At 45.8% G+C, this 15,882-nt stretch carries 26 protein-coding genes; 23 read left to right on the top strand and 3 right to left on the bottom strand.

What is annotated here, in order from left to right:
* Positions 1-69 precede the first annotated feature (69 nt).
* The 3 genes from ftsN to priA form a co-directional block, all read right to left on the bottom strand.
* Positions 70-618 carry a cell division protein FtsN gene (gene ftsN / locus R7M92_RS09080; protein ID WP_017820300.1) on the bottom strand — a complete coding sequence of 183 codons (549 nt, stop codon included), beginning with the start codon at positions 616-618 and terminating at the stop codon, positions 70-72.
* 225 nt (positions 619-843) lie between these two features.
* On the bottom strand, positions 844-1,872 hold the full coding sequence (gene cytR / locus R7M92_RS09085) for a DNA-binding transcriptional regulator CytR (RefSeq protein ID WP_254901949.1): 1,029 nt from the start codon (positions 1,870-1,872) through the stop codon (positions 844-846).
* 303 nt (positions 1,873-2,175) lie between these two features.
* Positions 2,176-4,380, bottom strand: a complete 2,205-nt coding sequence (gene priA, locus R7M92_RS09090) for a primosomal protein N' (protein WP_318133209.1) — start codon at positions 4,378-4,380, stop codon at positions 2,176-2,178.
* A 296-nt stretch (positions 4,381-4,676) separates the two neighbouring features.
* On the opposite strand from priA, the gene rpmE reads away from it, so the two are divergent.
* The 23 genes from rpmE (at position 4,677) to secY (ending at position 15,876) form a co-directional block, all read left to right on the top strand.
* A complete protein-coding gene (gene rpmE / locus R7M92_RS09095) occupies positions 4,677-4,898 on the top strand; it encodes a 50S ribosomal protein L31 (protein ID WP_005379546.1) in 222 nt (73 codons plus the stop codon).
* A 456-nt stretch (positions 4,899-5,354) separates the two neighbouring features.
* Positions 5,355-5,666, top strand: a complete 312-nt coding sequence (rpsJ, locus tag R7M92_RS09100; protein WP_004410492.1) for a 30S ribosomal protein S10 — start codon at positions 5,355-5,357, stop codon at positions 5,664-5,666.
* A gap of 14 nt (positions 5,667-5,680) precedes the next feature.
* On the top strand, positions 5,681-6,310 hold the full coding sequence (rplC, locus tag R7M92_RS09105) for a 50S ribosomal protein L3 (protein WP_005379555.1): 630 nt from the start codon (positions 5,681-5,683) through the stop codon (positions 6,308-6,310).
* Between the two features lie 17 nt (positions 6,311-6,327).
* A complete protein-coding gene (gene rplD / locus R7M92_RS09110) occupies positions 6,328-6,930 on the top strand; it encodes a 50S ribosomal protein L4 (protein WP_005379556.1) in 603 nt (200 codons plus the stop codon).
* On the top strand, positions 6,927-7,229 hold the full coding sequence (gene rplW / locus R7M92_RS09115; RefSeq protein ID WP_004398471.1) for a 50S ribosomal protein L23: 303 nt from the start codon (positions 6,927-6,929) through the stop codon (positions 7,227-7,229). The genes rplD and rplW overlap by 4 nt, the downstream gene beginning before the upstream one ends.
* Before the next feature lie 15 nt (positions 7,230-7,244).
* Positions 7,245-8,069 carry a 50S ribosomal protein L2 gene (rplB, locus tag R7M92_RS09120; RefSeq protein WP_005383168.1) on the top strand — a complete coding sequence of 275 codons (825 nt, stop codon included), beginning with the start codon at positions 7,245-7,247 and terminating at the stop codon, positions 8,067-8,069.
* A 21-nt stretch (positions 8,070-8,090) separates the two neighbouring features.
* A complete protein-coding gene (gene rpsS, locus R7M92_RS09125) occupies positions 8,091-8,369 on the top strand; it encodes a 30S ribosomal protein S19 (RefSeq protein ID WP_004394525.1) in 279 nt (92 codons plus the stop codon).
* A gap of 10 nt (positions 8,370-8,379) precedes the next feature.
* On the top strand, positions 8,380-8,712 hold the full coding sequence (rplV, locus tag R7M92_RS09130) for a 50S ribosomal protein L22 (RefSeq protein ID WP_005383164.1): 333 nt from the start codon (positions 8,380-8,382) through the stop codon (positions 8,710-8,712).
* 18 nt (positions 8,713-8,730) lie between these two features.
* A complete protein-coding gene (gene rpsC / locus R7M92_RS09135; RefSeq protein WP_005383161.1) occupies positions 8,731-9,429 on the top strand; it encodes a 30S ribosomal protein S3 in 699 nt (232 codons plus the stop codon).
* An 11-nt stretch (positions 9,430-9,440) separates the two neighbouring features.
* Entirely contained in the window at positions 9,441-9,851 is a 411-nt protein-coding gene (rplP, locus tag R7M92_RS09140; RefSeq protein WP_005379577.1) for a 50S ribosomal protein L16, read from the top strand.
* On the top strand, positions 9,851-10,042 hold the full coding sequence (rpmC, locus tag R7M92_RS09145) for a 50S ribosomal protein L29 (RefSeq protein WP_005379576.1): 192 nt from the start codon (positions 9,851-9,853) through the stop codon (positions 10,040-10,042). Before rplP ends, rpmC begins: the two co-directional genes overlap by 1 nt.
* On the top strand, positions 10,042-10,296 hold the full coding sequence (rpsQ, locus tag R7M92_RS09150) for a 30S ribosomal protein S17 (protein WP_005379575.1): 255 nt from the start codon (positions 10,042-10,044) through the stop codon (positions 10,294-10,296). The genes rpmC and rpsQ overlap by 1 nt, the downstream gene beginning before the upstream one ends.
* Positions 10,297-10,458: 162 nt before the next feature.
* Positions 10,459-10,830, top strand: a complete 372-nt coding sequence (rplN, locus tag R7M92_RS09155) for a 50S ribosomal protein L14 (protein ID WP_004410450.1) — start codon at positions 10,459-10,461, stop codon at positions 10,828-10,830.
* 13 nt (positions 10,831-10,843) lie between these two features.
* Positions 10,844-11,161, top strand: coding sequence for a 50S ribosomal protein L24 (gene rplX / locus R7M92_RS09160; protein ID WP_005379574.1), 318 nt, complete (start codon positions 10,844-10,846; stop codon positions 11,159-11,161).
* Positions 11,162-11,184: 23 nt separating this feature from the next.
* Positions 11,185-11,724 (top strand): 50S ribosomal protein L5, encoded by a 540-nt coding sequence (gene rplE / locus R7M92_RS09165; RefSeq protein WP_005379573.1) that lies wholly within the window; start codon positions 11,185-11,187, stop codon positions 11,722-11,724.
* A 17-nt stretch (positions 11,725-11,741) separates the two neighbouring features.
* On the top strand, positions 11,742-12,047 hold the full coding sequence (gene rpsN / locus R7M92_RS09170) for a 30S ribosomal protein S14 (protein ID WP_004410442.1): 306 nt from the start codon (positions 11,742-11,744) through the stop codon (positions 12,045-12,047).
* Between the two features lie 29 nt (positions 12,048-12,076).
* On the top strand, positions 12,077-12,469 hold the full coding sequence (gene rpsH, locus R7M92_RS09175; protein ID WP_005379572.1) for a 30S ribosomal protein S8: 393 nt from the start codon (positions 12,077-12,079) through the stop codon (positions 12,467-12,469).
* Between the two features lie 13 nt (positions 12,470-12,482).
* Entirely contained in the window at positions 12,483-13,016 is a 534-nt protein-coding gene (gene rplF / locus R7M92_RS09180) for a 50S ribosomal protein L6 (protein ID WP_005379570.1), read from the top strand.
* A 9-nt stretch (positions 13,017-13,025) separates the two neighbouring features.
* Positions 13,026-13,379, top strand: coding sequence for a 50S ribosomal protein L18 (rplR, locus tag R7M92_RS09185; RefSeq protein WP_005379568.1), 354 nt, complete (start codon positions 13,026-13,028; stop codon positions 13,377-13,379).
* 14 nt (positions 13,380-13,393) lie between these two features.
* The gene (rpsE, locus tag R7M92_RS09190) at positions 13,394-13,897 is read left to right on the top strand and encodes a 30S ribosomal protein S5 (RefSeq protein ID WP_004745894.1); all 504 of its coding nucleotides are present in this window, start codon (positions 13,394-13,396) and stop codon (positions 13,895-13,897) included.
* A 7-nt stretch (positions 13,898-13,904) separates the two neighbouring features.
* Positions 13,905-14,081 (top strand): 50S ribosomal protein L30, encoded by a 177-nt coding sequence (gene rpmD, locus R7M92_RS09195; RefSeq protein WP_005379565.1) that lies wholly within the window; start codon positions 13,905-13,907, stop codon positions 14,079-14,081.
* Between the two features lie 5 nt (positions 14,082-14,086).
* Entirely contained in the window at positions 14,087-14,521 is a 435-nt protein-coding gene (rplO, locus tag R7M92_RS09200; protein WP_005383155.1) for a 50S ribosomal protein L15, read from the top strand.
* A 20-nt stretch (positions 14,522-14,541) separates the two neighbouring features.
* On the top strand, positions 14,542-15,876 hold the full coding sequence (secY, locus tag R7M92_RS09205) for a preprotein translocase subunit SecY (protein ID WP_005379562.1): 1,335 nt from the start codon (positions 14,542-14,544) through the stop codon (positions 15,874-15,876).
* Positions 15,877-15,882 lie beyond the last annotated feature (6 nt).

Raw genomic sequence — 15,882 nt, forward strand, 5'->3', positions numbered from 1 at the left:
GGGAGGAGAAATGGGGATTCAAGGGGGCAAAAAGAAAGGCCCTAGGATCTTAGCTCCTAGGGCCTGAGTTTAAAGATTTTCTTTCCAAATCGCACACGGCTCGATTTTCGCGCGTTGCAGTTTATGACGGTCACGTTCTGCATCACGTTTGAACTTATACGGACCTAGCACCACGCGATACCATGAACTGCCTTCTTTCTTACGAATCTTGCTCGACATCCCTTGGAACGCGATTGCAAGCTTACGCTCTTCGGCTTGTGCCTGGGTTTTGTACGCGCCACACTGCATGATGTAAGGAATTTTAGAAACTTCAATTTCTTTGGCCACAACTTCAACTTCACGTTTCGGTAGTGACTCAACATATTCCCATTTTTCTTCTGGTGGTGGCGGCAAGTCTTTTTTCGGCTTTGGTTTGCTTACAGTGGTTGTTGGCTGCTTCACGACTGGTTGTTTAGGTTCTGGGTCGCTACTCAAAAGGTAAAGACCATAGCCAAAACCGCCCACGAGCAAGATAGCGAGCAGGCCACTGCGCCAAGGTTTTTTTCTTCTCGGCGGCTGTTTTTTTGTCGACTTTTTTGGGGCGCCTCGCCCCCGTCTTACATAATCTCTATTTGCCACGGTTATTTCTGGTCATCAAGGATTCTTGCAAATATGTTAATCCAGAACGAGTTGAGAAAACACCCTATTGATAGAATCTTGATAGCTAAAGCGCGACAACGCCCGAGTGTAGGAGTGTGTTTCCGTTCTCACTTACATTTATTCATGGATACACAAAAAGCAGGAGGGGTAAATAAAAAAGCGGCGCCTTAGCACCGCTTTGGGGATGAATACCTAATCTTTAGGTTAAGGGCGCTGTGGTGGCGCTGCACTTCCACGAATGACGAGATTAGTTTCAAGCAGACGCGAGCCTGAATGCACGTCGTGGCCTTTTAACATCTCGAGCATCATTAGCATCGCTTGTCGACCAATCTCATAGCGAGGTTGAGAGATGGTGGTCAACGGTGGATCGCAGTACTGAGCGAAGTTAATGTCATCAAAGCCCACAACAGAGAGATCTTGCGGTACTCGTAAGCCAAGCTTTTTCGCTTCTTGAATTGCGCCGATGGCCATTGTGTCACAGTGACAGAAAATAGCCGTTGGTGGTTCTGGCAATTCGAGCAGTTTACGAACGGCTTTTGCTCCGCCATCAAAAGAGAACTCAGTAATGACACTATATTGTGGATCTTTATTGATGCCGGCACGGCGCAGGGCTTGTTGGTAGCCTTGCTGGCGGAACTGACACAATATTGCTGTATCTGGTCCAGAGATTTGAGCAATGCGTTTATGACCTAATTGGGTCAGGTAATTCACCGCTTCAAATGCAGAGGTCAGGTTATCAATATGTACTGTCGGAAGCTCGAGTTCAGGCGCAAATTCACACGCCATTACCATCGGAGGTAAGTTCTTTTGCTCTGGCTTACTGACATCGAATGGTAGATCTGTACCAAGCAGTAGCATTCCATCTGCCTGCTTAGTAAATACGAGGTTAACGAAAGAGCTTTCGCGTTTCTTCTGTTGTCCGCTATCGCCCAGCAGGACTAGATAGCCATGTTCCATGGCTGCATCTTCAATACCGCGAATAATTTCAGAAAAATAAGGATCACAGATGTCGGGAACGATAGTAACAATGGTTTTTGATTCGTTTCTACGTAAGTTACGCGCTAATGAGTTTGGAGAATAACCCGCTTCAAGTACGGCATCTTCTACTCTCTTTCTTGTAGAAGAAGAGACTTTCTCTGGATTCATTAAGGCTCGAGATACCGTAGCCGTAGACACTCCCGCAAGCTGGGCAACATCCTTCATTGTCGCCATAGTTTTTAACCTCTCATTTATTTTTTGCCAAGATGACGTTATTCCGGTTTGAAATCAGAGTAATCAAACCGAGTTAGAGCTGTGTTTGCTCTTCGCTCAGTTCGTGTTAACGAGTGGGAAAATGGATTCTTCACCGCGATATCAATTTGTGGGAATAGTCATTGTTTTAATCTAAGCCTGTGCAAACAAGTCACTTTAGACTTTTCTAATTTGGATAGTCTATTCATTTCTAAAGTGAAAGTTACGGTCTGTTTAACAAAAATTGTAATCTTGGTGTGATTCTGGTCACATTAAATGGTAATTCATTACATAGTTAAACGTTTGCTAGCTGAGATCTTGTGGTTCTATGTCTAAATTCCAGCGTACTTTCTTAGCATTTGGCAACAACTCAATAGCAGGTTTGGCACTGGTTAATAACTTTTGCATCAATGAACGATGCTGAGTTTGCAGTAATAGTTGCCAACGGTATTTACCAGCCCGCTTGGCCAAAGGTGAAGGAGTAGGGCCTAACACCATGCAGGAATCATCGAACAGAGGGTGTGACTCTAACGTAAAGCGAACCTGACGCAGGAAGTCTTCAATTATCTCACTTTGGTTCGCCTCTGCTTTAAACAGAGTCAAGAAACTATAAGGCGGAAGCTGAGCCAGTTTGCGTTCTTCCAGAGCAGTCATAGCAAAGTGGCGATAGTCTTTTTGAAGCAGGGCCTGCAGCAAGCTGTGCTCAGGATGGTGGGTTTGTAGGATAACCTCGCCAGGTTTACTTGCGCGGCCGGCACGACCTGCGACTTGAATAAACAACTGCGCTAGTCGCTCGGAAGCGCGGAAGTCACTACTATAGAGAGAGCCATCAACATCCAAAAGAGCAACGAGCGTTACATTTGGAAAATGGTGCCCCTTAGCCAGCATTTGGGTGCCAATCAGAATTTGATGTTCACCTTTACGAATCGATTCAAGGGCATCTTCCAAACTACCTTTGCGACGTGTGCTGTCTCTGTCGATGCGAATGGCGTTGTATTCTGGAAATAACTGAGCCAATTGTTGTTCGAGTTGTTCCGTTCCTACGCCGACGGTAACCAATTGGGTTGAACCACACCCCTGACATTGATGAATCACCGGTTGTTGTGAGCCGCAGTGATGGCAGCGTATTTCGTTGCTGTAATGGTGGAACGTATAGTACGCATCACAGCGTTTACATTCTGCAATCCAACCGCATTCATGGCACATCAAAGCGGGCGAAAAGCCTCGACGGTTAAGAAACAACATTACTTGATTGCCCGCTTTTAAATGCTTGCGCATCTCGGCAATCAGTTGGGCAGATAAGCCACTTTCTAAATACTGACCTTTTACATCTAACACTTTATTAGTGGTTGGCACGGCAGAGCCAGCTCGTTGGGTTAGTGTTAAATGGTGATATTTGCCTGACAAGGCATTGTGCAATGTCTCCAGTGCAGGTGTGGCTGAGCCCAGAACAATCGGAACTTGTTCTTTATGAGCGCGCATTACAGCAACATCGCGTGCATGATAACGCAAGCTATCTTGCTGTTTGTAAGAGGTGTCATGTTCCTCGTCCACAATGATAATCCCGAGATCAGCAAAAGGCGCGAGTAGGGCAGAGCGTGTGCCGATAATGATTCCGGCCGCTTTGTCGCGTGCAGAAAGCCACGCATTCAGACGCTCCGTCTCGTTTAACCCGGAGTGGATGACGTCAACTGGCACATTAAAACGGCGTTTAAAGCGGTTGATGCTTTGGGGCGTTAGACCGATCTCAGGTACTAAAACTAATGCTTGTTTCCCTTGCTCTAAAACTGGCTTGATAAGGTTTAAGTAAACTTCTGTTTTACCAGAGCCAGTTACTCCCTCTAATAAATAGCAAGCAAAACCTGTTTGGCTATTTACACTCGCAATAGCCAGCGCTTGTTCGTGGTTGAGCTTTGGCTTCTCGACGTAGCATTCAACGTGCTGTCCCCACTGGGTGATTGCAGGCTTCTTCTCGATACGTTCAATCCAGCCTTTCTCTTCTAAAGACTTTAGTACTGTTGAGGCTATCTCTTGGTCGACAAATTCCTGGTGAGGCAAAGCGCCGTTAACCAACATTTGCAAGACCTTCTGTTGTTTGACCGCTCGACGATCAAGCCCTTGCATCAGCTTGTCTTTACCGGATTCGGTAATTTGCCACTCTTGTAGCGTCGCAAAATCTGCAGGCTTTCCTTTACGTAGAGCTGCTGGCATCGCATTGTGTAGCGTATCTCCAAGTGGGTATTGGTAGAACTGGCTGCACCAAGTCAGCAACGAATAAAGCTTTTCAGACCATATCGGCTGAGAATCAAGAACTGCTTTGATTGGCTTGAGTTGATCTTTGGGAAAGTCCGAGTGATTAACCATCGCGGTGACGATGCCAACTAAGGTTTGGCGTCCAAAAGGTACGGAAACGCGTCCACCAATGATCGGAAACAGGTGCCCCGGAATGGCGTAATCAAATTGTTTGTCGAGCGGAACGGGTAATGCCACTCTAGCAATGGTTGGACGCATAAATTCTTAGCTATTAAAAAAGAGGGAAAGGAAATGAGAGTCTATTAAAATCGGTATGGAAATTCGAGTAAAGCAATGCGATTCAGCGTGAATCGTGCCTCTATGATTAGTCTGGCTAAAAAAGTGGCGAAAAAGTTGCCAAATGTGTTGATCCGAGCAATGTGATTCTTTACTATATCGCGCCTTGAGATATGGCTTCGGCAATTAGTTGATGCGGTATCCCATTTTATTATTAATTGCGTGTGGTGTGCGGCTTAGATTCGTATAGCGACACGGCCTACTATTGAGGTTATCCCATGAAAGCTGGTATCCACCCAGAATACAAAGCAGTAAAAGCGACTTGTTCTTGCGGCAACTCTTTTGAGTTCAACTCTACTCTAGGTAAAGAGTCTATCCACCTAGACGTATGTGACAAGTGTCACCCATTCTACACTGGTAAGCAACGTATCGTTGATACAGGCGGCCGTGTTGATCGCTTCAACAAGCGTTTCGGTGCACTATCAAGCGGTAAGAAATAATAGCAGCCGCTATTACGATTACAGTTTAGAAAAGGACGCTTCGGCGTCCTTTTTGTTTTAATGGCTACCAAGCGAAGAGGAATGTATGGGGTTTGGAATATTCCCGATTATTTTTCACTCAGCGCTTGCAACCTAAAGTGTGATCTGTATAATGCAGCGCACTGGTTAAGCCAGTTGTGAACCAATGAGCAGTGAGGAGCGAGCAAATCTAAGGATTTGCGAGGTAATGTATACTCAGCTTATGTTCGCGGTTAATACAATTAGCTATCTTTTCTTCGGAAAAACTATCCTCAAAGGTGACTTTGGCATATAGGGATAGTTAATCGAAAATTAACTGACAATGCGTCCTAATCTTGGATGCTACGGTTTCACATAAATCAATCGGCATTCTCTCGTCTTGACGAGTTTGAGTGGCGATATTGTTTGTGTAATTTATTAAATTTGGAGCTCTGTCTCATGCAGAACCAACGTATCCGTATCCGCCTAAAAGCTTTCGATTACAAACTAATCGATGCTTCTACAGCGGAAATCGTTGAAACAGCTAAGCGCACTGGCGCACAGGTTCGTGGTCCAATCCCACTGCCAACTCGTAAAGAGCGTTTCACAGTTCTTATCTCTCCACACGTTAACAAGAAAGCACGTGACCAGTACGAAATCCGTACTCACAAGCGTCTAATCGACATCGTTGAGCCAACAGACAAGACTGTTGATGCTCTAATGCGTCTAGACCTTGCTGCGGGCGTTGACGTTCAAATTAGCCTAGGTTAAGGGAGATTAGAAGTATGATTGGTCTAATCGGTCGTAAAGTGGGCATGACCCGCGTATTTACTGAAGAAGGCGTTTCTATCCCAGTAACAGTTGTTGAGGTTGAAGCTAACCGTGTTTCTCAAGTGAAAACTCTTGAAACTGACGGCTACGCAGCAATCCAGGTTACAGCTGGTTCTAAGAAAGCTAACCGTGTAAACAAAGCTGAAGCAGGTCACTTTGCTAAAGCTGGCGTTGAAGCTGGTCGCGGTCTTTGGGAATTCCGTTTAGAAAACGGCGAAGAGTTCGAAGTTGGTTCAGAACTAACTGTTGAACTATTCAACGAAACTAAGAAAGTAGACGTTACTGGTACATCTAAGGGTAAAGGTTTCCAAGGCGCTGTTAAGCGTTGGAACTTCCGTACTCAAGATATGACTCACGGTAACTCATTGTCTCACCGTGCTCCTGGTTCTATCGGTCAATGTCAGACTCCAGGTCGCGTATTTAAAGGCAAGAAAATGGCAGGTCACATGGGTGCTGAGCGTGTAACGACTCAAAACCTAGAGATCGTACGTGTTGACGCTGAGCGCAACCTGCTTCTTATTAAAGGTGCAGTCCCAGGCGCAACTGGCGGCAACGTGATCGTTAAACCAGCTGTTAAAGCATAACGTCTCAGGAGTAAGTAATGGAACTAATGGTTAAAGGTGCCGATGCACTAACTGTTTCCGAAACTACTTTCGGACGTGAGTTTAACGAAGCTCTTGTACACCAAGTAGTTGTTGCGTACGCAGCAGGTGCTCGTCAAGGTACTCGTGCTCAAAAAACACGTTCAGAAGTTTCTGGCGGTGGCGCTAAGCCATGGCGTCAAAAAGGTACTGGCCGTGCGCGTGCTGGTACAATCCGTAGCCCAATCTGGCGTACAGGTGGTGTTACTTTTGCTGCGAAACCACAAGATCACAGCCAAAAAGTAAACAAAAAAATGTACCGTGGTGCTATGAAGAGCATTCTTTCTGAGCTTGTTCGTCAAGAGCGTCTAATCGTTGTTGATAACTTCTCAGTTGAAGCACCAAAGACTAAAGAGCTAGTTGCTAAGCTTAAAGAGCTTGAGCTAACTGACGCTCTAATCGTGACTAGCGAAGTAGATGAGAATCTATTCCTAGCTGCTCGTAACCTATACAAAGTTGACGCACGTGATGTTGCTGGTATCGATCCAGTATCTCTAATCGCGTTTGACAAAGTTGTAATGACTGCAGAAGCAGTTAAGCAAGTAGAGGAAATGCTAGCATGATCACTGAAGAGCGTATCCTAAAAGTTCTACGTGCACCGCACATCTCTGAAAAAGCAACTATGGCAGCTGAGAAAGCGAACACTATCGTTTTCAAAGTAGCTAAAGATGCGACTAAAAAAGAGATCAAAGCAGCTGTAGAAAAGCTATTTGAAGTTGAAGTTAAGTCTGTAAATACTCTTATCACTAAGGGTAAGACCAAACGTCAAGGTCTACGCCAAGGTCGCCGCAGCGACGTTAAGAAAGCGTACGTTACTTTGAAAGAAGGTCAAGATCTTGACTTCGTTGGCGGCGCGGAATAACAGGAGTAGTTAAAAATGGCTATTGTTAAATGTAAGCCGACTTCCCCTGGTCGTCGTCACGTTGTTAAAGTTGTTAACGCTGACCTACACAAGGGCAAGCCATACGCACCTCTTCTAGAGAAAAACTCTAAGAACGGTGGTCGTAACAACAAGGGTCGTATCACAGTACGTCACATCGGCGGTGGTCACAAGCATCACTACCGTGTAGTTGACTTCAAACGTACTAAAGATGGTATTCCAGCGACAGTTGAGCGTCTTGAATACGATCCAAACCGTAGCGCAAACATTGCTCTAGTTCTTTACAAAGACGGTGAGCGTCGCTACATCCTAGCACCTAAAGGTGTTGTAGCTGGTGATGTTATTCAGTCTGGTGTTGATGCACCAATCAAAGCTGGTAACACTCTACCAATGCGTAATATCCCAGTAGGTTCAACAGTACATAACGTTGAACTTAAGCCTGGTAAAGGTGGTCAGCTAGCTCGTTCGGCTGGTGCTTACGCTCAAATCGTTGCTCGCGACGGTGCGTACGTAACTATCCGTCTACGTTCTGGCGAGATGCGCAAAGTTCTTTCTGAAGGCCGTGCAACAATCGGTGAAGTTGGTAACTCTGAGCACATGCTACGTGAACTTGGTAAAGCAGGTGCATCACGTCATCGCGGTATCCGTCCAACGGTTCGTGGTGTTGTAATGAACCCGATTGACCACCCACATGGTGGTGGTGAAGGCCGTACTTCTGGTGGTCGTCACCCAGTATCTCCTTGGGGTATGCCTACTAAAGGCTTCAAGACTCGTAAGAACAAACGCACTGACAAGTACATCGTACGTCGTCGTAACAAGTAATCTATATAAAGAGGAATCGCCATGCCACGTTCTCTCAAGAAAGGTCCTTTTATTGACCTACACTTGCTGAAGAAGGTAGAGAAAGCGGTGGAAAGCGGAGACAAAAAGCCTATTAAGACTTGGTCCCGTCGTTCAATGATCATCCCTACGATGATCGGTTTGACCATCGCTGTCCATAATGGTCGTCAGCACGTACCAGTATTTGTAACTGATGAAATGATCGGTCACAAACTGGGTGAATTCGCACCAACACGTACTTACCGCGGTCACGCTGCGGATAAGAAAGCTAAGAAGCGCTAAGGAGTAGATAATGGAAGCAATTGCTAAACATAACTTTGCTCGCATTTCGCCTCAGAAAGCTCGCTTAGTTGCGGATCTAATCCGTGGTAAATCTGTTGACCAAGCTCTAGAAATCCTAACGTTCAGCAACAAAAAAGCTGCTGCACTAGTTAAGAAAGTTCTAGAGTCTGCTATCGCTAACGCGGAGCACAACGAAGGTGCAGATATTGACGATCTGAATGTCGCAAAAATCTTTGTAGATGAAGGCCCAACCATGAAGCGTATTATGCCTCGTGCTAAAGGTCGTGCGGATCGTATCTTGAAGCGTTCAAGCCACATCACTGTTGTTGTAGCAGATCGCTAGAGACTAGGAGAGTAAGCAATGGGTCAAAAAGTACATCCAAATGGTATTCGTCTAGGCATCGTTAAGCCTTGGAATGCTACATGGTTTGCTAACACCAAAGATTTCGCTGACAACCTAGACGGCGACTTCAAGGTACGTCAGTTCCTTACAAGTGAACTGAAAAAAGCGTCTCTATCACGTATCGTTATCGAGCGTCCTGCTAAGAGCATCCGTGTGACTATTCACACTGCTCGTCCAGGCGTTGTTATCGGTAAGAAAGGTGAAGACGTTGAGAAGCTACGCGCAGCTGTAGCTAAAATTGCAGGTGTACCAGCGCAAATTAACATCGCTGAAGTACGTAAGCCTGAACTAGATGCGCAACTTGTTGGTGACAGCATCGCGTCTCAGCTAGAGCGTCGTGTTATGTTCCGTCGTGCTATGAAGCGCGCAGTACAAAACGCAATGCGCCTAGGCGCTAAAGGTATCAAAGTGGAAGTAAGCGGTCGTCTAGGCGGCGCTGAAATCGCACGTTCAGAGTGGTACCGTGAAGGCCGTGTGCCTCTACACACTCTACGTGCTGACATTGATTACGCAACTTCTTCGGCTCACACTCAATACGGTGTGATCGGCATTAAAACTTGGATCTTCAAAGGTGAAATCCTAGGTGGTATGCCAGCAGCTAACGCTGTAGAGCCTAAAGGCGACAAGCCTAAGAAGCAGCGTAAAGGCCGTAAGTAAGGAGTCGACAGATGCTACAACCTAAACGTACTAAGTTCCGTAAGGTTCAGACTGGTCGTAACCGTGGTCTAGCTAAAGGTACTGATGTAAGCTTCGGCGAATTCGGTCTTAAAGCTGTTGGCCGTGGTCGTCTAACTGCTCGTCAAATCGAAGCGGCACGTCGTGCAATGACACGTCACGTTAAGCGTCAAGGTAAAATCTGGATCCGTGTGTTCCCAGACAAACCAATCACAGAAAAACCACTTGAAGTTCGTCAAGGTAAGGGTAAAGGTAACGTTGAGTACTGGGTAGCCCAAATCCAACCTGGTAAGGTTATGTACGAAATGGGTGGTGTACCTGAAGAATTGGCACGTGAAGCGTTCCGTCTTGCGGCACGTAAACTGCCTTTCAAAACTACATTTGTAACTAAGCAGGTGATGTGATGAAAGCACAAGATCTACGCGAGAAAAGCGTTGAAGAGCTTAACGCTGAGCTAATGAATTTGCTACGCGAACAGTTCAACTTGCGCATGCAAGCTGCGACTGGTCAACTACAGCAAACTCATACTCTGAAAGCTGTACGCCGTGATATCGCACGTGTGAAAACTGTTTTGACTGAGAAGGCAGGCGCATAATGAGCGAAGTAAAACGTACTCAACAAGGTCGTGTTGTTAGCGACAAGATGGACAAGTCTATCACTGTTGCTATCGAACGTTTCGTAAAACACCCAATCTACGGTAAATACGTAAAACGTACGACTAAAGTACACGCACATGACGAGAACAACGAGTGTGGCCTAGGCGACACAGTTGAAATCGCAGAGTGTCGTCCACTGTCTAAGACTAAGTCTTGGACTTTGGTAAAAGTTCTAGAAAAGGCGAAGATTTAATCTCGTTAATTCTATGAAACTAAAGCGGCTCCAAAATATTTTTGGAGCCGTTTATTTTTTGACTACCCAATCACAAAAAAGGGTGGTACAATTCGCGTCCCTTTTAAAGAGGCAGCCCGACCCGTGATGGGTCTAGTTATTAATATTTAGCGGAGCACTAACATGATCCAAATGCAAAGTATGCTGGACGCAGCTGATAACTCAGGCGCACGCAGCGTAATGTGTATTAAGGTTCTGGGTGGCTCTCACCGCCGTTATGCACATATCGGTGACGTCATCAAAGTTACTGTGAAGGAAGCAATCCCTCGCGGTAAAGTTAAAAAAGGTGATGTTCTGAAGGCGGTGGTAGTGCGCACCCGTAAAGGCGTACGTCGTCCTGACGGTTCTGTCATTCGCTTCGACCGAAATGCTTGCGTATTGCTAAACGACAATACTGAGCAACCAATCGGTACACGTATCTTTGGTCCTGTGACACGCGAACTTCGTGGCGATAAGTTCATGAAGATCGTTTCACTGGCTCCAGAAGTTCTGTAAGGAGCACGTAGAAATGGCAGCTAAAATCCGTCGTAATGACGAAGTAATCGTTCTTGCTGGTAAAGACAAAGGCAAGAAAGGTAAAGTAACTAAGGTTCTAGCAACTGGTAAAGTTATCGTTGAAGGTATCAACCTAGTTAAGAAACATCAGAAACCTGTTCCAGCTATGGGTATCCAAGGCGGTATCGTAGAGCAAGAAGCAGCTATCGACGTTTCTAACGTGGCTATCTTTAACGCAGCTACTGGTAAAGCTGACCGTATCGGTTTCCGTTTTGAAGACGGCAAAAAAGTTCGTTTCTTCAAGTCTAACGGCGAAACCGTTTCTAACTAATAGAAGTAATTTGGAGTTCTACTATGGCGAAACTGCATGATTACTACAAGTCGTCTGTAGTCGCTGAACTGACCAAACAGTTCGGTTACACAAGCGTCATGCAAGTCCCTAGAATCGAGAAAATCACCCTAAACATGGGTGTTGGTGAAGCAATCAACGATAAGAAACTGCTAGAAAATGCAGCGTCTGATATGGCAACGATCTCTGGTCAAAAGCCACTTATCACAAAAGCGCGCAAATCTGTTGCAGGTTTCAAAATCCGTGAAGGCTACCCTATCGGTTGTAAAGTAACCTTGCGTGGCGAACGTATGTGGGATTTTCTTGAGCGTTTAATTAACATCGCTCTTCCACGTGTACGTGACTTCCGTGGTGTTAGCGCTAAGTCTTTTGACGGTCGCGGTAACTACAGCATGGGCGTTCGCGAGCAAATCATCTTCCCGGAAATCGACTTTGATAAAGTTGATCGAGTACGCGGTCTAGACATCACTATTACGACGTCTGCTGGTACTGATGAGGAAGGCCGTGCTCTGCTGGCTGCCTTTAACTTCCCATTCCGTAAGTAAGGTGAAGGGTTACTGTTATGGCTAAAAATTCAATGAAAGCACGTGAAGCAAAACGTGCGAAGCTAGTAGCTAAGTTCGCTGAAAAGCGTGCAGCGCTAAAAGCTATCATCAGCGATGTAAACGCATCTGAAGAAGATCGTTGGAACGCGGTTCTTACACTGCAATCTCTTCCACGTGATTCAAGTGCATCACGTCAGCGCAACCGTTGCAACCAAACTGGTCGTCCACACGGTTACCTACGTAAGTTCGGTCTAAGCCGTATTAAGGTTCGTGAAGCTTGCATGAAAGGCGAGATTCCGGGTCTTCGTAAGGCTAGCTGGTAATTGCCACTTAATCATTTGGAGTAAATCATATGAGCATGCAAGATCCGATTTCGGATATGCTGACCCGCGTTCGTAACGGTCAGGCAGCAAACAAAGTTGCTGTAAAAATGCCTTCTTCAAAGCTTAAAGTTGCAATTGCTGCACTACTAAAAGCTGAAGGTTACATCGTTGACTTCGCTGTTGAAGGCGAAGCAAAACCTGAGCTAGAAGTTACACTTAAGTACTTCCAAGCTAAACCAGTAATCGAGCAACTTAAACGTGTTTCTCGTCCAGGTCTACGTGTTTACAAGAAGAAAGATGAACTTCCTTCTGTAATGGGTGGTCTTGGTATTGCTATCGTTTCTACTTCCAAGGGTCTTATGTCAGACCGCGCTGCACGTAAAGCAGGTCTTGGTGGTGAAATCATCGCTTACGTAGCTTAATAAGGAGTAGACTATGTCTCGTGTTGCAAAAGCACCTGTCGCTATTCCAGCTGGCGTAGAGGTGAAACTAAACGGCCAAGAAATCACTGTAAAAGGTGCGAAAGGCGAACTAACTCGCGTTCTTAACAACGCAGTTGTAATCGCTCAGGAAGAAAATAACCTGACTTTCGGTCCTAAAGAAGGTGTTGCTAACGCATGGGCTCAAGCAGGTACTGCTCGCGCTCTAGTTAACAACATGGTTGTTGGTGTTACTGAAGGCTTTACTAAGAAGCTAACTCTTAAAGGTGTAGGTTACCGTGCTGCTATCAAAGGCAACGCTGTAGGTCTAACACTAGGCTTCTCACACCCAGTTGAGCACGAGTTGCCAGCGGGTATTAAAGCTGAATGTCCAAGCCAAACTGAAATCGTGATCACTGGTGCTGACAAGCAACTAGTTGGTCAAGTTGCGGCTGACATTCGTTCTTACCGTGAGCCTGAGCCATACAAAGGCAAAGGTGTTCGTTACGCAGATGAAAATGTGCGTACTAAAGAAGCTAAGAAGAAGTAAGGTAACACTATGGATAAGAAAGCATCTCGCATCCGTCGTGCTACACGTGCACGTCGTAAGATTGCAGAACTGGGTGCGACTCGCCTAGTTGTACACCGTACTCCTCGTCACGTGTACGCACAGGTTATCGCGGCTAACGGCTCTGAGGTTATCGCAGCAGCTTCTACTGTAGAAAAAGCGATCCGTGAGCAAGTGAAATACACTGGTAACGTTGATGCAGCTAAAGCAGTGGGTAAAGCTATTGCTGAGCGCGCTCTAGAGAAGGGCGTAACTGCAGTTGCATTTGATCGTTCTGGTTTCCAATACCACGGTCGAGTAGCGGCGCTAGCAGAATCTGCTCGCGAAGCTGGTCTGAAATTCTAAGGTAGGGTTGGAAGATGGCTAAAGAACAACAAGTTCAAGCGAATGATTTGCAAGAAAAGCTAATCGCAGTTAACCGTGTTTCTAAAACGGTTAAAGGTGGTCGAATCATGAGCTTCACTGCACTAACAGTAGTTGGTGACGGTAACGGTCGTGTAGGTTTCGGTTACGGCAAAGCTCGTGAAGTACCTGCAGCGATTCAAAAAGCAATGGAAAAAGCGCGTCGTAACATGACTACGATCGCTCTAAACGAAGGCACTCTTCACCACCCAGTGAAAGGTCGCCATTCGGGCTCTAAAGTTTACATGCAGCCTGCTGCAGAAGGTACTGGTGTTATCGCAGGTGGTGCGATGCGTGCAGTACTAGAAGTTGCTGGTGTACACAACGTACTATCTAAAGCGTACGGTTCTACGAACCCTATCAACATCGTTCGTGCAACGATCGATGCACTAGGTAGCATGAAGTCACCAGAAATGGTTGCTGCTAAACGTGGTCTAACTGTTGAATCTATTTCGGAGTAAGAACACCATGGCAACTATTAAAGTAACTCAAACTAAAAGCTCAATTGGTCGTCTGCCAAAGCACAAAGCTACTTTGCGCGGTCTAGGTCTTCGTAAAATCAACCACACAGTAGAACTTGAAGATACCCCGTGTATTCGCGGTATGATCAACAAGGTTTACTACATGGTTAAAGTTGAGGAGTAATCAGAATGCGTTTGAATACTCTAGCACCGGCTGCTGGCGCGAAAACTTCTGCGAAGCGAGTAGGTCGTGGTATCGGTTCAGGCCTAGGTAAAACTGGTGGCCGTGGTCACAAAGGTCAAAAATCACGTTCTGGCGGCAGTGTTCGTCCAGGTTTCGAAGGCGGTCAGATGCCTCTGAAACAACGTCTACCAAAATTCGGTTTCACTTCTCGCAAGAGCCTAGTGTCTGCTGAAGTTCGTCTAGCTGAGCTAGCGAAAGTTTCTGGTGACGTAGTTGATCTAAACAGTCTTAAAGCTGCTAACATCATCACTAAGAACATCGAATTTGTAAAAGTTGTTCTTTCTGGTGAAATCAACAAAGCAGTGACTGTTAAAGGTCTACGTGTGACTAAAGGCGCTAAAGCTGCAATCGAAGCTGCAGGCGGTAAAATCGAGGAATAATCTCGAGGAACGAGGTACAGATGGCTAAGAAACCAGGACAAGATTTTCGTAGTGCTCAGAGCGGCTTAAGTGAACTAAAGTCGCGCTTGTTATTCGTAATTGGTGCACTTTTAGTATTCCGAGCCGGCTCTTTTGTGCCGATTCCTGGTATTGACGCTGCTGTACTTGCCGATTTGTTCGAACAGCAAAAAGGTACCATCGTTGAAATGTTTAACATGTTCTCCGGTGGTGCTCTTGAGCGTGCATCTATATTAGCATTGGGCATCATGCCGTATATTTCGGCATCTATTGTTGTCCAATTGCTAACTGTAGTTCATCCAGCGTTAGCTGAACTCAAAAAAGAGGGTGAAGCAGGCCGTCGTAAGATAAGCCAATACACACGCTACGGCACGCTTGTACTTGCAACCTTCCAAGCTATAGGTATTGCAACTGGCCTACCAAACATGGTCGACAATCTGGTTGTTATCAACCAAACCATGTTTACGCTAATTGCTACCGTAAGTTTAGTAACCGGTACCATGTTCTTGATGTGGTTAGGTGAACAAATTACAGAGCGCGGAATTGGTAACGGTATTTCGATACTGATTTTTGCAGGTATTGTTGCTGGATTGCCTTCTGCAATCGGTCAAACAATCGAGCAAGCGCGTCAAGGTGAATTGCATGTACTTCTTCTGTTGCTAATCGCGGTATTAGCTTTTGCAGTAATTTACTTCGTTGTTTTCATGGAACGTGGTCAACGCCGAATCGTCGTTAACTATGCGAAACGTCAACAAGGTCGTAAAGTATTTGCTGCGCAAAGCTCGCACTTGCCTCTTAAAATTAACATGGCAGGTGTAATTCCAGCGATTTTTGCATCAAGTATTATCTTGTTCCCAGGAACATTGGCTCAGTGGTTTGGTCAAAACGGTGAGAGCAGCGCGTTCGGTTGGTTAACTGACGTGTCTTTGGCTCTTAGCCCAGGTCAACCGTTGTATGTAATGCTTTATGCAGCAGCAATTATCTTCTTCTGTTTCTTCTACACGGCGTTGGTTTTCAACCCGCGTGAAACAGCAGATAACTTGAAGAAGTCTGGTGCATTCGTACCCGGTATCCGCCCAGGTGAGCAGACAGCGAAATACATTGATAAAGTAATGACACGTTTAACCCTTGCTGGTGCACTGTACATTACCTTTATCTGTCTGATTCCCGAGTTCATGATGGTCGCGTGGAACGTACGTTTCTACTTCGGCGGTACATCGCTACTAATCGTAGTTGTTGTAATTATGGACTTTATGGCACAGGTACAGACTCATCTGATGTCTCAACAGTATGATTCTGTGTTGAAGAAAGCGAATCTGAAAGGCTACGGCCGTTAATTCGGC

The organism is Vibrio sp. Vb2880, assembly GCF_033337975.1.
Lineage (GTDB): Bacteria > Pseudomonadota > Gammaproteobacteria > Enterobacterales > Vibrionaceae > Vibrio > Vibrio alginolyticus.

Coding starts and splice junctions, on each gene's coding strand:
- priA (WP_318133209.1), bottom strand. CDS start 4,380: ATGCGTCCAACCATTGCTAGAGTGGCATTACCCGTTCCGCTCGACAAA.
- rpmE (WP_005379546.1), top strand. CDS start 4,677: ATGAAAGCTGGTATCCACCCAGAATACAAAGCAGTAAAAGCGACTTGT.
- rpsJ (WP_004410492.1), top strand. CDS start 5,355: ATGCAGAACCAACGTATCCGTATCCGCCTAAAAGCTTTCGATTACAAA.
- rplC (WP_005379555.1), top strand. CDS start 5,681: ATGATTGGTCTAATCGGTCGTAAAGTGGGCATGACCCGCGTATTTACT.
- rplD (WP_005379556.1), top strand. CDS start 6,328: ATGGAACTAATGGTTAAAGGTGCCGATGCACTAACTGTTTCCGAAACT.
- rplW (WP_004398471.1), top strand. CDS start 6,927: ATGATCACTGAAGAGCGTATCCTAAAAGTTCTACGTGCACCGCACATC.
- rplB (WP_005383168.1), top strand. CDS start 7,245: ATGGCTATTGTTAAATGTAAGCCGACTTCCCCTGGTCGTCGTCACGTT.
- rpsS (WP_004394525.1), top strand. CDS start 8,091: ATGCCACGTTCTCTCAAGAAAGGTCCTTTTATTGACCTACACTTGCTG.
- rplV (WP_005383164.1), top strand. CDS start 8,380: ATGGAAGCAATTGCTAAACATAACTTTGCTCGCATTTCGCCTCAGAAA.
- rpsC (WP_005383161.1), top strand. CDS start 8,731: ATGGGTCAAAAAGTACATCCAAATGGTATTCGTCTAGGCATCGTTAAG.
- rplP (WP_005379577.1), top strand. CDS start 9,441: ATGCTACAACCTAAACGTACTAAGTTCCGTAAGGTTCAGACTGGTCGT.
- rpmC (WP_005379576.1), top strand. CDS start 9,851: ATGAAAGCACAAGATCTACGCGAGAAAAGCGTTGAAGAGCTTAACGCT.
- rpsQ (WP_005379575.1), top strand. CDS start 10,042: ATGAGCGAAGTAAAACGTACTCAACAAGGTCGTGTTGTTAGCGACAAG.
- rplN (WP_004410450.1), top strand. CDS start 10,459: ATGATCCAAATGCAAAGTATGCTGGACGCAGCTGATAACTCAGGCGCA.
- rplX (WP_005379574.1), top strand. CDS start 10,844: ATGGCAGCTAAAATCCGTCGTAATGACGAAGTAATCGTTCTTGCTGGT.
- rplE (WP_005379573.1), top strand. CDS start 11,185: ATGGCGAAACTGCATGATTACTACAAGTCGTCTGTAGTCGCTGAACTG.
- rpsN (WP_004410442.1), top strand. CDS start 11,742: ATGGCTAAAAATTCAATGAAAGCACGTGAAGCAAAACGTGCGAAGCTA.
- rpsH (WP_005379572.1), top strand. CDS start 12,077: ATGAGCATGCAAGATCCGATTTCGGATATGCTGACCCGCGTTCGTAAC.
- rplF (WP_005379570.1), top strand. CDS start 12,483: ATGTCTCGTGTTGCAAAAGCACCTGTCGCTATTCCAGCTGGCGTAGAG.
- rplR (WP_005379568.1), top strand. CDS start 13,026: ATGGATAAGAAAGCATCTCGCATCCGTCGTGCTACACGTGCACGTCGT.
- rpsE (WP_004745894.1), top strand. CDS start 13,394: ATGGCTAAAGAACAACAAGTTCAAGCGAATGATTTGCAAGAAAAGCTA.
- rpmD (WP_005379565.1), top strand. CDS start 13,905: ATGGCAACTATTAAAGTAACTCAAACTAAAAGCTCAATTGGTCGTCTG.
- rplO (WP_005383155.1), top strand. CDS start 14,087: ATGCGTTTGAATACTCTAGCACCGGCTGCTGGCGCGAAAACTTCTGCG.
- secY (WP_005379562.1), top strand. CDS start 14,542: ATGGCTAAGAAACCAGGACAAGATTTTCGTAGTGCTCAGAGCGGCTTA.